The sequence below is a fragment of the Pseudomonas sp. A1230 genome (genome assembly GCF_044218825.1).
Classification (GTDB): domain Bacteria; phylum Pseudomonadota; class Gammaproteobacteria; order Pseudomonadales; family Pseudomonadaceae; genus Aquipseudomonas; species Aquipseudomonas iridis.
This window is the reverse complement of record NZ_CP162582.1, coordinates 2,424,888-2,439,645: the sequence shown is the minus strand read 5'-3', so window position 1 is coordinate 2,439,645 and position 14,758 is coordinate 2,424,888. Positions and strand designations below refer to the sequence as shown.

The 14,758-nt window shown below is 58.8% G+C and carries 12 protein-coding genes; 5 read left to right on the top strand and 7 right to left on the bottom strand.

Going from position 1 to position 14,758, the window contains the following annotated elements; translation table 11 throughout:
* Window positions 1-35: 35 nt before the first annotated feature.
* A complete protein-coding gene (locus AB4P97_RS11440) occupies window positions 36-389 on the bottom strand; it encodes a hypothetical protein (RefSeq protein WP_047301644.1) in 354 nt (117 codons plus the stop codon).
* A 505-nt stretch (window positions 390-894) separates the two neighbouring features.
* Here AB4P97_RS11440 and AB4P97_RS11435 point away from each other — a divergent pair.
* Window positions 895-5,802 (top strand): NAD-glutamate dehydrogenase, encoded by a 4,908-nt coding sequence (locus AB4P97_RS11435; protein ID WP_261735704.1) that lies wholly within the window; start codon window positions 895-897, stop codon window positions 5,800-5,802.
* A 145-nt stretch (window positions 5,803-5,947) separates the two neighbouring features.
* Here AB4P97_RS11435 and AB4P97_RS11430 read toward each other — a convergent pair whose 3' ends face one another.
* The 5 genes from AB4P97_RS11430 to AB4P97_RS11410 form a co-directional block, all read right to left on the bottom strand.
* Window positions 5,948-6,538, bottom strand: a complete 591-nt coding sequence (locus AB4P97_RS11430; protein ID WP_395602673.1) for a hypothetical protein — start codon at window positions 6,536-6,538, stop codon at window positions 5,948-5,950.
* Between the two features lie 250 nt (window positions 6,539-6,788).
* Window positions 6,789-7,484, bottom strand: a complete 696-nt coding sequence (locus AB4P97_RS11425; protein ID WP_042559482.1) for an ATPase — start codon at window positions 7,482-7,484, stop codon at window positions 6,789-6,791.
* 217 nt (window positions 7,485-7,701) lie between these two features.
* Window positions 7,702-8,106: a cupin domain-containing protein gene (locus tag AB4P97_RS11420; protein ID WP_042559481.1), complete on the bottom strand. Its 405-nt coding sequence runs from the start codon at window positions 8,104-8,106 to the stop codon at window positions 7,702-7,704.
* 226 nt (window positions 8,107-8,332) lie between these two features.
* Window positions 8,333-8,626 carry a putative quinol monooxygenase gene (locus tag AB4P97_RS11415; RefSeq protein ID WP_042559480.1) on the bottom strand — a complete coding sequence of 98 codons (294 nt, stop codon included), beginning with the start codon at window positions 8,624-8,626 and terminating at the stop codon, window positions 8,333-8,335.
* A gap of 123 nt (window positions 8,627-8,749) precedes the next feature.
* Window positions 8,750-10,183 carry a PLP-dependent aminotransferase family protein gene (locus tag AB4P97_RS11410; protein WP_261735708.1) on the bottom strand — a complete coding sequence of 478 codons (1,434 nt, stop codon included), beginning with the start codon at window positions 10,181-10,183 and terminating at the stop codon, window positions 8,750-8,752.
* Between the two features lie 312 nt (window positions 10,184-10,495).
* On the opposite strand from AB4P97_RS11410, the gene AB4P97_RS11405 reads away from it, so the two are divergent.
* Window positions 10,496-10,936: a carboxymuconolactone decarboxylase family protein gene (locus AB4P97_RS11405; protein ID WP_115147052.1), complete on the top strand. Its 441-nt coding sequence runs from the start codon at window positions 10,496-10,498 to the stop codon at window positions 10,934-10,936.
* 152 nt (window positions 10,937-11,088) lie between these two features.
* Here AB4P97_RS11405 and AB4P97_RS11400 read toward each other — a convergent pair whose 3' ends face one another.
* The gene (locus tag AB4P97_RS11400) at window positions 11,089-11,403 is read right to left on the bottom strand and encodes a hypothetical protein (protein ID WP_395602672.1); all 315 of its coding nucleotides are present in this window, start codon (window positions 11,401-11,403) and stop codon (window positions 11,089-11,091) included.
* A gap of 207 nt (window positions 11,404-11,610) precedes the next feature.
* Here AB4P97_RS11400 and AB4P97_RS11395 point away from each other — a divergent pair, with 207 nt between their 5' ends.
* Genes AB4P97_RS11395 through AB4P97_RS11385 form a run of 3 tightly spaced genes read left to right on the top strand, consistent with a single transcriptional unit; the run spans window position 11,611 to window position 13,794 of the window.
* Entirely contained in the window at window positions 11,611-12,276 is a 666-nt protein-coding gene (locus AB4P97_RS11395; protein WP_395602936.1) for a secretin and TonB N-terminal domain-containing protein, read from the top strand.
* Window positions 12,273-12,824, top strand: a complete 552-nt coding sequence (locus AB4P97_RS11390; RefSeq protein ID WP_395602671.1) for an RNA polymerase sigma factor — start codon at window positions 12,273-12,275, stop codon at window positions 12,822-12,824. The genes AB4P97_RS11395 and AB4P97_RS11390 overlap by 4 nt, the downstream gene beginning before the upstream one ends.
* A 31-nt stretch (window positions 12,825-12,855) precedes the next feature.
* Window positions 12,856-13,794 (top strand): DUF4880 domain-containing protein, encoded by a 939-nt coding sequence (locus AB4P97_RS11385; RefSeq protein WP_200615479.1) that lies wholly within the window; start codon window positions 12,856-12,858, stop codon window positions 13,792-13,794.
* The last annotated feature ends 964 nt before the right edge of the window (window positions 13,795-14,758 follow it).

Sequence of the window (14,758 nt, the reverse complement as noted above, 5' to 3'; positions counted from 1 at the left end):
CGAGCCTGCTCGCGAAGGGGCCAGTTCAGACAACATCAAATCTGGTTAATAAAGGTCCCGGTGCCATCAAGGATGTTTTTCAGGGTTTCCACAACCTCATCCATATCCACCATGTCCGGGTTGAAGCTGATCTCCAGCACATCATCCCCGTTCAACGCATCGGCATCCGCCGCCGCAATCTCGATCTTCAGCAGGGTCGAGGTCAGGGTGACTTTGACGCCATCGAGCGTCGAAGGCTCGCCATCCAGCGTAATCTCCAGCTCATCCTCGTCCGGATAGCGGCTCATCAGGAACATGTCGCCCTTGTCGCTGTGGCAGCAGAGCATGGCCATGTTGTCTTCTTCGTCGTCGCACGGGTTGACGATGAGTAGGGCGGTGGTCATTTGCATGGGGGGATTCCTGCCTCAAAGGGCGTGTTGGTCGCAATTGGGCGCGATTCTGCCAGCCCTCGGGAATTTCTGCATGTGAGAGTGTCAGAGGATGTGTCGTGAACGCGACATGGGTCAATGGTCATTTCTGGCACGGATGTACCGTAAAACCGGGCATTCAGACCGACGTTCTGCACCATGAATGCTAGTGTTTAACCCAGCCGGAGCCTTGGTTTACGTGCCAATGACCGAATATGTCGCAGCACCGCAAGCAGACACATTGTCGCACCCATTAAGCTGCGCAACGGATGAGCACCCGTAAAGGCATTGCCGGCAGCCCCGGACAGTCGCTTTTGCAGATGCTCATTCATGGAAGGTGAATGTGACCTGAGTGTCCCGTCCAGCTTCACCCACCTGTTCCCCTGTTTCCTCTGCCCGAGAATCAGGAACAGGGCGACACAAGCCCCGAAAGGGGTGTTGCACGCGACGCTTTCCATCAATAACAAGCTTAAGCGGAGTACCACAGATGGCGTTCTTCACCGCAGCCAGCAAAGCCGACTTCCAGCACCAACTGCAAGCGGCACTGGCGCAGCACATCAGTGAACAGGCACTGCCACAAGTGGCGCTGTTCGCTGAACAATTCTTCGGCATCATTTCCCTGGACGAGCTGACCCAGCGTCGCCTCTCCGACCTCGCTGGCTGTACTCTCTCTGCGTGGCGCCTGCTTGAGCGCTTCGATCACGCGCAACCGCAAGTGCGCGTCTACAACCCCGATTACGAGCGTCATGGCTGGCAGTCGACCCACACTGCGGTCGAAGTTCTGCACCATGACCTGCCATTTCTGGTCGACTCGGTCCGTACCGAGCTGAACCGCCGCGGCTACAGCATCCACACCCTGCAAACCACCGTGCTCAGCGTGCGTCGTGGCAACAAGGGCGAGTTGCTGGAAATCCTGCCAAAAGGCAGCACCGGCGAAGGCGTACTGCACGAATCGCTGATGTACCTGGAAATCGATCGCTGCGCCAACGCGGCCGAATTGAATGTGCTGAGCAAAGAGCTGGAGCAGGTTCTCGGTGAAGTCCGCGTTGCGGTCGCCGATTTTGAACCGATGAAAGCCAAGGTGCAGGAACTCCTCACCAAGCTCGACACCAGCGCATTCGTCGTCGATGCCGACGAGAAGAACGAAATCAAGAGCTTTCTGGAATGGCTGGTGGGTAACCACTTCACCTTCCTGGGCTACGAAGAGTTCGTGGTCACCAATCAGGCCGACGGCGGCCACATCGAGTACGACCAGAACTCCTTCCTCGGCCTGACCAAGCTGCTGCGCACCGGCCTGACCTACGATGACCTGCGCATCGAAGACTACGCCGTGAGCTACCTGCGCGAACCGACCCTGCTGTCGTTCGCCAAAGCTGCGCACCCAAGCCGTGTGCACCGTCCGGCCTACCCGGACTACGTGTCGATCCGTGAAATCGACGCCGACGGCAAAGTCATCAAAGAACACCGTTTCATGGGCCTTTACACCTCTTCGGTGTATGGCGAGAGCGTGCGGGTCATCCCGTTCATCCGCCGCAAGGTCGAAGAAATCGAACACCGCTCCGGCTTCCAGTCCAAGGCTCACCTGGGCAAGGAACTGGCGCAGGTGCTCGAAGTGCTGCCGCGTGATGATCTGTTCCAGACACCGGTCGACGAACTGTTCACTACCGTGATGTCGATCGTGCAGATCCAGGAACGCAACAAGATCCGCGTGTTCCTGCGCAAAGACCCGTATGGTCGTTTCTGCTACTGCCTGGCCTACGTGCCGCGTGACATCTATTCCACCGAAGTTCGCCAGAAGATCCAGCAAGTACTGATGGAACGTCTGAAGGCGTCCGACTGCGAATTCTGGACGTTCTTCTCCGAGTCGGTTCTGGCGCGCGTGCAGTTGATCCTGCGTGTCGATCCGAAAAACCGTCTCGACATCGACACGGTGCTGCTGGAAAAAGAAGTGGTTCAGGCCTGCCGCAGCTGGCAGGACGACTACGCCGCACTGACCGTCGAAAGCTTCGGCGAAGCCCACGGCACCAACGTGCTGGCTGACTTCCCGAAAGGTTTTCCGGCCGGCTACCGCGAGCGTTTCGCTGCGCATTCGGCCGTGGTCGACATGCAGCACCTGCTGAGCCTGAACGAAAAAAATCCGCTGGTGATGAGTTTCTATCAGCCGCTGGGTCAGGTTTCCGGCCAGCGCGAGCTGCATTGCAAGCTGTATCACGCCGACACGCCGCTGGCACTGTCCGACGTGCTGCCGATTCTGGAAAACCTTGGCCTGCGCGTTCTGGGTGAGTTCCCGTATCGCCTGCGTCACACCAATGGCCGCGAGTTCTGGATTCACGATTTCGCGTTCACGGCCGCTGAAGGCCTGGACCTCGACATCCAGCAACTCAACGACACCCTGCAGGACGCCTTCGTCCACATCGTGCGTGGCGAAGCCGAGAACGATGCGTTCAACCGTCTGGTACTGACCGCCGGCCTGCCGTGGCGCGACGTGGCGCTGCTGCGTGCCTACGCCCGTTACCTGAAGCAGATTCGTCTGGGCTTCGATCTGGGTTACATCGCCAGCACCCTGAACAACCACACCGACATCGCTCGCGAACTGACCCGGTTGTTCAAGACCCGCTTCTATCTGGCGCGCAAGCTCAGCGAAGACGACCTGGAAGACAAGCAACAGCGTCTGGAACAAGCGATTCTGACGGCACTGGACGACGTTCAGGTGCTCAACGAAGACCGCATCCTGCGTCGTTACCTCGACCTGATCAAAGCCACGCTGCGTACCAACTTCTACCAGACTGATGCCAACGGCCAGAACAAGTCGTACTTCAGCTTCAAGTTCAACCCGCACGCAATTCCAGAGCTGCCGAAGCCAGTACCGAAGTTCGAAATATTCGTTTACTCGCCACGCGTTGAAGGCGTGCACCTGCGCTTCGGCAACGTTGCTCGCGGTGGTCTGCGCTGGTCCGACCGTGAAGAAGACTTCCGCACTGAAGTCCTCGGCCTGGTAAAAGCCCAGCAAGTGAAGAACTCGGTCATCGTACCGGTGGGTGCGAAGGGCGGTTTCCTGCCGCGTCGTCTGCCACTGGGCGGCAGCCGTGACGAGATCGCGGCCGAAGGCATCGCCTGCTACCGCATCTTCATTTCCGGTCTGTTGGACATCACCGACAACCTGAAAGACGGCACGCTGGTTCCGCCATTGAACGTGGTTCGCCACGACGATGACGACCCGTACCTGGTCGTCGCAGCGGACAAGGGCACTGCAACCTTCTCCGACATCGCCAACGGCATCGCCATCGACTACGGCTTCTGGCTGGGTGACGCGTTTGCCTCCGGTGGTTCGGCCGGTTACGACCACAAGAAAATGGGCATCACCGCTAAAGGCGCGTGGGTTGGCGTACAGCGCCACTTCCGCGAGCGCGGCATCAATGTTCAGGAAGACAGCATCACTGTGGTTGGCGTCGGCGACATGGCCGGTGACGTGTTCGGTAACGGTCTGTTGATGTCGGACAAGCTGCAACTGGTTGCTGCGTTTAACCACCTGCACATCTTCATCGACCCGAATCCGAATCCGGCGACCAGCTTCGTCGAGCGTCAGCGCATGTTCGACCTGCCGCGTTCGGCCTGGACCGATTACGACACCAGCATCATGTCCGAAGGTGGCGGTATCTTCTCGCGTAGCGCGAAGAGCATCGCTATTTCCCCGCAGATGCAGGAACGCTTCGACATCAAGGCTGACAAGCTGACCCCGACCGAGCTGCTGAACGCCTTGCTCAAGGCGCCGGTGGACCTGCTGTGGAACGGCGGCATCGGTACTTACGTCAAGGCCAGCACCGAAAGCCACGCCGATGTCGGCGACAAGGCCAACGATGCGCTGCGCGTGAATGGCAACGAACTGCGCTGCAAAGTCGTGGGCGAGGGCGGTAACCTCGGCATGACCCAGCTGGGTCGTGTGGAATTCGGCCTCAATGGCGGCGGCTCCAACACCGACTTCATCGACAACGCCGGTGGTGTGGACTGCTCCGACCACGAAGTGAACATCAAGATCCTGCTGAACGAAGTGGTTCAGGCCGGTGACATGACCGACAAGCAACGCAACCAGTTGCTGGCGAGCATGACCGACGAAGTCGGCAATCTGGTGCTGGGCAACAACTACAAACAGACTCAGGCCTTGTCCCTGGCAGCGCGTCGTGCGTATGAGCGCATCGCTGAGTACAAGCGTCTGATGGGCGATCTGGAAGGTCGTGGCAAGCTGGACCGTGCCATCGAGTTCCTGCCGACCGAAGAGCAACTGGCTGAGCGTATCGCTGAAGGCCACGGCCTGACGCGTCCTGAGCTGTCGGTGCTGATCTCCTACAGCAAGATCGACCTCAAGGAGCAGTTGCTGGGCTCCCAGGTGCCGGACGATGATTACCTGACCCGCGACATGGAAACGGCGTTCCCGCCGACCCTGGTCAGCAAGTTCTCCGAAGCCATGCGTCGTCACCGCCTGAAGCGCGAGATCGTCAGCACCCAGATCGCCAACGATCTGGTCAACCACATGGGCATCACCTTCGTTCAACGACTCAAAGAGTCGACCGGCATGAGCCCGGCGAACGTGGCCGGTGCTTATGTGATCGTGCGCGACATCTTCCACCTCCCGCACTGGTTCCGTCAGATCGAAGCGCTGGACTATCAGGTTTCCGCTGACGTACAGCTGGAGCTGATGGACGAGCTGATGCGTCTGGGTCGCCGTGCCACTCGCTGGTTCCTGCGTGCCCGTCGTAACGAGCAGAACGCTGCCCGTGACGTCGCGCATTTCGGTCCGCACCTCAAAGAGCTGGGTCTGAAACTCGACGAACTGCTGAGCGGCGAAATCCGTGAAAACTGGCAGGCGCGTTATCAGGCTTACGTCGCAGCCGGTGTACCGGAGTTGCTGGCGCGTATGGTTGCGGGCACCTCGCACCTGTACACCCTGCTGCCGATCATCGAAGCGTCCGACGTGACTGGCCAGAACCCTGCCGAAGTGGCGAAAGCCTACTTCGCCGTGGGCAGTGCGCTGGATATCACCTGGTACCTGCAACAGATCAGTGCTCTGCCGGTTGAAAACAACTGGCAGGCGCTGGCCCGTGAAGCGTTCCGTGATGATGTGGACTGGCAGCAACGTGCGATCACCATCTCTGTCCTGCAACAGGGCGACGGCACTCAGGACGTGGAAACACGTCTGGCGCTGTGGATGGCGCAGCACGAAAGCATGATCTCGCGCTGGCGCGCCATGCTGGTGGAAATCCGTGCCGCGAGCGGCACTGACTACGCCATGTATGCAGTCGCCAACCGTGAACTGCTGGATCTGGCGTTGAGCGGCCAGGCAGTCGTTCCTGCACCGACAACGACCCCGGCCAACGCCGAGCTCGAGCCGGCTGTCTGATCGGCAACTGAATGAAAAAGCCCCGCATCGTGAGATGCGGGGCTTTTTTGTTTATGCGGACTCAACAAGTGCAGCCGCGGAAATCTCTCGGATACAGTCGATGCTATTACGCGTCGACTGCTCCTTCATTCGAAAAACCCGAACTTTAATTCGAATCCAGTCTCAGGAATTGTTGCGCCGAGCGCGAGAATCCGTAGTTCGCCAGGTCATCAAAACCGCGTTCGACGATTTCAATGTTGAGTTTGACCAGAGTCCCCTGTTGCCCGCTAAAAGTGTAGACCTTATCGTCGAGCACTTGCCTTTTAATGAAATCGCCCTGATTCAATTTCAAATAAACGCTGGCATTGTTTGTTGTAATGTCATCCAGGGTGACGACATTCAAATTGGCATCGAACAGTGCGAAAGAACCTGTGGTGTTCGATTCCGTGAAGGCTCCGAGAGGATGGCCGATTTTGACACCGGCACCGAGATACAACGCATGGTTTGTGCCGCTGCGGAATTGTATCTTGTACGTGTAATCGTCGTGGCCAATAAAGTAAGCGTAGTCCGGGCCATCCCACCTCGCTGGAGAGTAGCTGGCCAGGGCGTCACCGGATTTTTCGGGGCCGTGGGATGTAGTGATGTGGCTCTTGCGGAACTCGTAGTTTTTGCCGAAAGGATGTTTGTCGAAGAATACGATGTCAGCATCATCGAATTTGATTTTTGCCAGAAAAGATCGGCTATTGGAAATACCCATGGGTTCGTCCTTGTTTGGTTGGGTTTAAGTTCTGTATTGCATCGACAGTATGCAATTCATTGAGTTTTTTAAAAGCCTGGAACGGTTACTTGTTATTGCGCGAGTGAAGATTACGTTAACGGCTTGGCATAACTTGTAAAGAAGTTACCTGGTGTAATCGGCTTGCGAATTCTTTTGTGATGTTGCGCGCGTTAAAAAGCATCGCCTCTGCTTATCATCCAGGCAGAGGCGTTGCCTGTTAACGGTGGCGTTAGTTGTTTTGCAGCATTGATACGGTATTTACAGCGGGTTTCAACACGTTGTTTAGCGATTGGTCGAATTTTTTCAGAGCGCTTGTTTGCACATCCTGCTGCTGATTAATATCCGCAACAATTTCTTCCGAACGTTTGAAGTCCGCCCAGAGTGGTGTCAGTTCTCTTGCCGCGGAGCCCTTTGCCGTTGCGATATAGCTTAACTGGGCGTCATAAAAATCGGCGCTGACGTCGGCCTTGATGTCGGAACTGCGTGACGTGATCAATTGACTATGGGTATCGACGATGGCTACCACATCAGGCTTGGCCGCACGCAGGCTCTGCATGTCCGGATACACCGTCACCGACCCGAACTGACGCTGCAGGGATGCGTTGACCCAGTCAACCGCCATGTCCGGTTTCGAACTGGCGACGTAGGCGTCATGGATCGATTGCACCAGCAGGCTTTGGCCGAACCCGGTGCCGGCGTTGGCCTGATAGCCGCGCAGGTATTCGCGGTTGGTCTGGGTGCTTGGGCTGTAGACCACGCCGAGCGAAACGCCGGGGCCACTTTTTACCAGGGTGGCGCTGCTGCGGCCGGTTGGGTGAGGAAGCAGAGTGTCCAGTGATGAAACCGCTCTGGGGGCGGTGGGAATCGAACAGGCTGACAGGGCTAAAACCGATATCGCTAATACACTGGTGAGCGCAAGTTTCATGGTGTTTCTCCCGTGAAACAACATCAGTCGGAAAGTTTTCAATGTCGTTCATGGCGACAGTTGATCCAGACTAAACCCACCGGGCTGACCCTTTGCCGGGTTAAAACGCCTTGAATAGTTTCATTTGCTGTAACCCGTTGCGGGTAATTACTGCGGGAAATAAAAAGGCGCCGATTGTCGATTTGCGCCTTTTTATTTATGGCTGACTAAACAGCCATCAGTTTTTCAGCGGGATCAACACCTGTTCATCCGGGGCCAGCACCATGAACACCAGCAACTTCGCCGGTTTGCTTTGGCTGGCATTTTTCGACAGCAGATGTTCGGAGCCGGCCGGTTCGTACCAGAACTGACCCTTCTTGTAAGTGACTGCTTCTTCGCCCTTGACCTGGGAAATCACTTCGCCCTCCAGCACATAGGCCATGGCAGTGCCCTCGTGTTTGTGGGCGATGGACGACTGGCCCGGTTTGTAATCGACTTCGATCATCATGGCTTTTTTGCCGGGGACATTTTTTAGCATCTGGTCTTGCAGGACGGTGATTTTCTCGGATGGGTCATGAGCGAAAGCGGCAGAAGCGCAAAGGCTCAGGGCGAGGGCAGCGGTGAACAGGGGCAGGGCTTTCATGGCGGGTTACCTGTGATGATTGGGGGGTGCAATCACAGTAGTCCGCGCAAAGGGGCATGCAAACGGCCAATATTCGGGAAGATCGGGTGACCAATCTGTGGATTTTCAGCGCTTCCAGATAAGCCATCGCTGGCAAGCCAGGCTCCCACAGGTTTTTGTGTCGTTCATATGATTAATGAACGGCACGAAACCCTGTGGGAGCTGGCTTGCCAGCGATGGCGTCAGATCAGACGATGGGGAAACTATTGAAATCCACACTGTTGGCCAATCGACTGTCGATCAGGTCGATAAACCCCTGCGCCTCGGGCCGGTTGAAATGCGCCTGCATTGCCGCCTCCGACTGCCATCGCGCACTGACCGTCCAGCGGTGGTTGTCTTCGGGGCAGCGGTCGACCAGATAGGAATCGCAGCCCGGCGTTTCGCGCAGGGTGTCGACGATTTTCTGCAGTTGCCTGCCCAGCTCATCCGAGCGGCCGGCGGCAGCCTGCAGTTGCACCGTGTTGATCACTTCGTTGGACATTACTCACACTCCTGAATCAGGCCGGACGAATCCTGCTCATTGAGGGATAACGCCTGTGCAGAATAGGCCTGCCCCTGTCGATCACCAATAACCAATCGGCGGTTAATCGCCGAGACCAATCATTCAGGCAACTTGTTGCAGAATGTCGCGCAGGCGATCCAGGGCGATATCGATGTCGAGGGTCTCGATGGCGCCGAAGCCGAAATACAAACCGCTGCGCACGGGCTGCTGGTAATAGAAACCGTCAATGGAATACAGCCCGACCTCGACTTTTTTCGCCAGTTCGATCACCAGCGGCAGGTCGATCGGCACCTTGCACAACGCCGCCATATGGAACCCGGCACTGGGCGGCACGGCCTCGAGCCACGGCGACAGATCGCTGGCCATGCGCGCCAGAATCCGTTCGCGCCGCTGGGCGTAAATGGTGTGGCAGCGGCGGATGTGTTTGAGCAGGCAGCCCTCGGCGATGAACTTGGCCAGCGCCCATTGCGGCAGGGTCGAGGCGTGCAGATCGGTAAGTTGCTTGGCGCGGATCACCGCTTCGAGGATCGATGGCGGCAGGATCGCGTAACCCAGGCGCAGCTCCGGCAGCAGGGTCTTGGAGAAGGTGCCGACGTAGGCAACGATGCCGCGCTGGTCGAGGCTATGCAGTGAATCGGTCGGACGCCCTTCATAGCGAAATTCGCTGTCGTAGTCGTCCTCGATGATGATCGCCCCCAGTTCATGCGCGCGAGCCAGCAAGGCTTCGCGGCGCGCCGGGCTCATTGGCATGCTCAGCGGAAACTGATGCGACGGCGTGACATAAATCAGCCGCGTGCCATCAGGGATGTGTTCGACCTGTATCCCCTCGGCATCTACGGGAATACCGACCACCTCGGCGCCATGGGTGCCGAACAACAGGCGTGCCGGCGGATAACCGGGATCTTCCATCGCCACCAGGCTGCCGGGGCTGATCAACACGCGAGTGATCAGGTCCAGCGCCTGTTGCGCGCCGTTGCACACCACGATGTCTTCGTCCTGACAGTTGACCCCGCGAGAAAACGCGATGTGCCGGGCAATCGCATTGCGCAGCGCCGGCAGGCCTTCGGGCACGCTGTAGAAACCTTTGGACGCGGCCATCTGGCGCATCGCGTGGGAGACGCAGCGGCGCCAGTCGTCATGGGGGAACTGGCCCTTGCTGGTGGCGCCACCGATGAAGTCGTAGCGCAGCGAACCTTGCAGCGTCGGATGGCGCAGGAACACCGGCAAGTTGCGCCAACTCTCGATCACCTCTGCACCGGCCAGCTCGGTGTGGCTTTGCTTGTGCTGGACTTGCGCCGGGCGCGCATTGACGTAGGTGCCTTTGCCGATCACGCCGGTGAGGAAGTTTTCGTACGTCAGCTGCGCGTACGTGTCGGAAATGGTCTTGCGCGAAATACCCAGTTGTTCGGCCAGCAGACGGCTGGGCGGTAGCTGCGTGCCGGCGGCAAGGCGTCCGGATTCGATGGCCTCGCGCAGTTGCTGATACAACTGACCGGCAAGATCCTTGCGGCCGTTGATCACGACGTGAAGTTCCATACCGACGAGGCTCCGGGGGCTATTTGGTGTGCCGGGCAGATTACCGCTGTTGCGTGGTCGGCAATAGTTGCGCACCACAAAAACCCGAAATTGGTCACTTAACCCTGTGGGAGCGAGCCTGCTCGCGAATGCGGTGTGTCATACAACAATGGGCTGACTGATCTGACGCTTTCGCGAGCAGGCTCGCTCCCACTGGGGATCTGTGTAGAGGCAGAGGGTAGTGGTGTAGCCAATTTTCGTGGAATTGGGGCTGTAACGCCGCTGTGGCAGCGCATACCTTGAGGCAACTATTGCGCTTACCGAGATCACCCCATGTCCCCGCGCCTGGATTACTACAACGCTTCGCCCAAGGCCATGAAAGCCATGATTACCATGGAGGCACTGACCGGTAACTTGAGCATCGAGCAGCCGTTGCTGCAACTTATCCGGATCCGCGCATCGCAGCTCAACGGCTGCGCGTTCTGTACCGACATGCATTCGGTCGATGCGCGGCGGGCGGGGGAGAGTGATCGGCGGTTGTATGCGATTGCGGTCTGGCGCGACAGCGACTTCTTCAACCCCCGCGAACGCGCGGCGCTGGCGTGGGCCGAGGCGGTGACGCTGCTCTCGGAAAGCCATGTGCCGGACGACGTCTATCAACTGGCACGCGAGCAATTCAACGAAGGCGAACTGGTCGACCTGACGGTGGCCGTGACCACCATCAACAGCTGGAATCGGCTGGCGGTGAGCTTTCGTCAAACCCCCAGCGATTAGCACCATCCGGAGCATGAGCACAATCAATGTAGGAGCTGCCGAAGGCTGCGATCTTTTGATCTTGTTTTTAAAGGCAAAGTCAAAAGATCGCAGCCTTCGGCAGCTCCTACATTGGTGTCATTGGTGTCATTGGTGTCATCGGTTCATCAATGTCACTGAGGGGGGCGCTGCGGTTTCACCGACGTTCCAAACGTATTGCCCATCCGCGTGCTGGTCGCCGCCGGTGTTGCCAGGCCAACCTGATTCGGCGGCCGTTTGTTCACTGGCACATTCAGCGCTTCTTGATTCTTCTGCGCCGCCACAGCGCCTTCCGGGTTGTTGCCCATCTGCTGACTCAGGCAATCGTAATTCGGTGCCTTGTAGCCACCGACGGTCACATCCACGCAACCCAGCCGCTGCTCGGCGTGGGCACTGCCGAACAGGCTCAGCAACAGTCCGCCGAAGGTGATTTTCCACAATGATTTCATGCAGGCCTCCTGGCCGACCCGAAGGGGCCGCGCTATGGAATGAGTCTAGTGCACGCCGCGCGCAATTCCCGTGATGGTTTTTTTGCACCGCCCGTCACACCAGATTCATAAACAGCCCTCAGGATGACGATTTTCAGGGATACGTCGGCCGTGCAGCGAGGCAGTTCCAGGGACGGTCTTCAGCGTTCAACGACACTTGTGCGCCAGATCACGCTGGGGCTGCTGCTTGGCTTGCTGGCAGGCAATGCGACAGCTGCGCCCGTGCCGGCGGACCTGCGCATGACGCTGCATATTCCCGCGCAGGATCTGGCCGCGGCGCTGGATCAGTACAGCCGCGCCACGGGGGTTGCGGTGCTGGTCGACAGCCAATTGAGTCGCGGCAGACGTTCCTTGGCGGTTGATGGCGAATACACCGCCGCTGACGCTTTGCGCCGTTTACTCGGTGGCAGTGGCTTGATGGCGCGCTATGCCCGTGACGATGCATTCACCTTGCAAGTGGCGCAGGTCGAGGATGTGCCGGCGACGCTGGAAAAACCGACCCCCGCCAGCATCGCGGTCAACCGCAGTTACGCCACGGCAGTGCAAACCGCCATCGAGCGCAACCTGTGTCGTTCACCGCTGACCCGCCCGGGCAATTACCGCGCGGTGTTGCAGGTGTGGGTGGGGCGCGACGGCGTGGTGCAACACAACCGGTTGCTCACCTCGACCGGAGATGCACGGCGCGATACCGCGCTGGTGGAAAGCTTTCGCAATCTCAGGATCGACCGGCCGACGCCCAGTGCCTTGCGTCAGCCGGTCACGTTGCTGTTGTTACCGGAGTCGTCAGGAAAACGCATGGAATGCACTAAATGGGAAGGAGTTTCCGGGGGATGAAAGACACCGGACAAGGTTCGATGGTCCAACTGTTCCTGACGTCCTACGAGGAGTTTCGGGTGCGCCTGCGCAGGCGTCTCGGTTCGGAGGATCTGGCCAACGACGTGCTGCACGAAACCTACCTGCGGGTCGACCGCATGGAGACGCCGCCGAACCTGCTGCGGCCGAACGCCTACCTCTATCGCATGGCCCTGAACATCGCCGCAGACCGGCGTCAGGCCGACGCGCGGCTGCTCACCGGCGAAGAAGTCGAGGAGCTGCTGCAAATCGGCGACGAAGCGCTGGACCCTGCGCGGGTGGTGGGCGGGCAGAAGGAAATCCAGTCGCTGCTCAGTGCGTTGTACGAACTGCCGGCACGGCGGCGGAAGATCTTCATCGCGGCGCGTCTGGAAGAGGCGCCGCACCTGGAAATCTCCCAGCGCTTCGGCATTTCCACGCGCATGGTCGAGAAGGAAATCAAGGCCGCGTTGGGCTTCTGCGCAGCGAAACTGGAAAGAAAAGTGTTTCAGCGGTTCGGTCGCGGGGCCGGAAAACCGTCTTCTGAATAGTGCCCGATCAATTCGTTGAGAATCTGCGCGTTTGAACATCTTTCGACTGACACCTGCCGAGCCATCGGCGGCCGACAATCTGCACAGCGAAGCCCGCGACTGGCTGGTCCTGCTGACCTCCGGCCGCGCCACCGTGGCCGATGCCCGTGCACTGCGCGAATGGTGCGCGCAGAGCGCCGAGCATGCCCGCGCCTTTGAGGACGCCAAAGCGCTGTGGCATTTGTTGCAACCGGCGGCGCAAGGTTTGCAGGCACCACGTGGGTTTGGGCGACGCGCCTTTCTCGGCGGCGCCATTGCTGCGTCGGCGGCATTTTTGCTGGTACGCGGGACCATCCCCGGTGGCTTCGAAGGGCTCGGTGCCGACTACATCACCGAAGTCGGCCAGCAGCGCCGCGTCGAACCGGCGCAGGGTGTGAGCCTGGAGCTGAACACCCAGACGCGGATCAATCAGCGTGCAGTGTCTGACGGTGTGCAGGGTTTTGAGCTGGTCAGCGGCGAAGTCGAGGTGCAGACCGCACGTCTGCCCTTGGCGATGCAGGCTGGAGGAGGGTGGTTGCGCGCCAGTCAGGCACGTTTCAACCTGCGCAACACTGATCAGCAAGTTTGCGTGACCTGCCTTGATGGCGCGGTGGAAGTCGACGTGGAAGGCCGAAGCCTGCGCCTCGAACCGGGGCAGCAAGTGACTTATGACGCGCGGCGGGTTGGCAGTGTGCAGAGCGTTGATACGGCGGCTGTGATGAATTGGCGGCAGCAGGTGTTGGTGTTCAACGGTGCGACGCTGAGCGAGATGATTGATGAGATTAATCGGTATCGGCCGGGGATGTTGCTACTGCTCAACCGCGAGCTTGGCCAACGCCGGGTTCAGGCGCGGTTCAGTCTTGATCAACTCGCTGGCGTCGCGATGCTGATTCGCGATGCTTATGGCGTTAAATGCACCGAGCTGCCGGGCGGTGTTGTTGTTTTGAGCTAGTGGGGTTGATTGGGTACATATCCGTTGCTGCGGTAACGGCGGCCCAGGGTTCCGCCCTTACGGCGGGTCACTTTTTCCAGACGCCCGGAATGCCGGCCCAGAAAAAAGTAACCAAAAAGGCTTGCTCCAACGTCCGGCCCGCTCGCTAAAGCTCGGGGTTCCTTCGCTCCGGAATCCATCCACTCAGCCTCCCGACGTCGTCCGTGAATCAAGATCAACAGCGGCAGCCGAGCTTGCGCTCATCCTGTTGAGTGGTGAGGAGCGGAGGCGGTGTGCGCTGCTCTTGCTTTTGCTTTTCTGTGGGAGCTGGCTTGCCAGCGATGGCGGCCTCACAGCCAACCAATTTCAAACAGGCCACACCCAATCCTGATGTAGGAGCTGCCGAAGGCTGCGATCTTTTGATTCTGGTTTTTATTTGGGCTTTGGGAGTACATATCCGTTGCTGCGGTAACGGCTGCTTAGGGTTCCGCCCTTACGGCGGGTCACTTTTTCCAGACGCCCGGAATGCCGGCCCAGAAAAAAGTAACCAAAAAAGCTTGCTCCAACGTCCGGCCCGCTCGCTAAAGCTCGGGGTTCCTTCGCTCCGGAATCCATCCGGGGCATCGATTCCGGTTTGCTTCGCTGCACCTCCTTTCGATGTCCTCCCCGGATGAATCCCTCCACTCAGCCTCCCGACGTCGCCCGTGAATCAAGATCAAGAGCGGCAGCCGAGCTTGCGCTCATCCTGTTGAGTGGTGAGGAGCGAAGCGGGTCGGTGTGTTGCTTGCTTTTCTCTGGGAGCGAGCCTGCTCGCGAAGACGGCCTGCCAGCCAACCCATCTTCAGCACATGCACCCAATCCCTGTGGGAGTTGGCTTGCCAACGATAGCGGCCTCACAGCCAACCAATCCCCAACTGGCCTCACCCAACCCCACTGTGGGAGCGAGCCTGCTCGCGAAGACGGCCTGCAAGCCACCAGTTTTTTG

What these genes read in the sequence shown, in the direction of transcription:
- AB4P97_RS11430 (WP_395602673.1), bottom strand. Translation starts at nt 6,538, where the DNA reads ATGGGTATTTCCAATAGCCGATCTTTTCTGGCAAAAATCAAATTCGAT.
- AB4P97_RS11390 (WP_395602671.1), top strand. Translation starts at nt 12,273, where the DNA reads ATGAAAGACACCGGACAAGGTTCGATGGTCCAACTGTTCCTGACGTCC.
- AB4P97_RS11425 (WP_042559482.1), bottom strand. Translation starts at nt 7,484, where the DNA reads ATGAAACTTGCGCTCACCAGTGTATTAGCGATATCGGTTTTAGCCCTG.
- AB4P97_RS11440 (WP_047301644.1), bottom strand. Translation starts at nt 389, where the DNA reads ATGCAAATGACCACCGCCCTACTCATCGTCAACCCGTGCGACGACGAA.
- AB4P97_RS11420 (WP_042559481.1), bottom strand. Translation starts at nt 8,106, where the DNA reads ATGAAAGCCCTGCCCCTGTTCACCGCTGCCCTCGCCCTGAGCCTTTGC.
- AB4P97_RS11400 (WP_395602672.1), bottom strand. Translation starts at nt 11,403, where the DNA reads ATGAAATCATTGTGGAAAATCACCTTCGGCGGACTGTTGCTGAGCCTG.
- AB4P97_RS11410 (WP_261735708.1), bottom strand. Translation starts at nt 10,183, where the DNA reads ATGGAACTTCACGTCGTGATCAACGGCCGCAAGGATCTTGCCGGTCAG.
- AB4P97_RS11415 (WP_042559480.1), bottom strand. Translation starts at nt 8,626, where the DNA reads ATGTCCAACGAAGTGATCAACACGGTGCAACTGCAGGCTGCCGCCGGC.
- AB4P97_RS11435 (WP_261735704.1), top strand. Translation starts at nt 895, where the DNA reads ATGGCGTTCTTCACCGCAGCCAGCAAAGCCGACTTCCAGCACCAACTG.
- AB4P97_RS11405 (WP_115147052.1), top strand. Translation starts at nt 10,496, where the DNA reads ATGTCCCCGCGCCTGGATTACTACAACGCTTCGCCCAAGGCCATGAAA.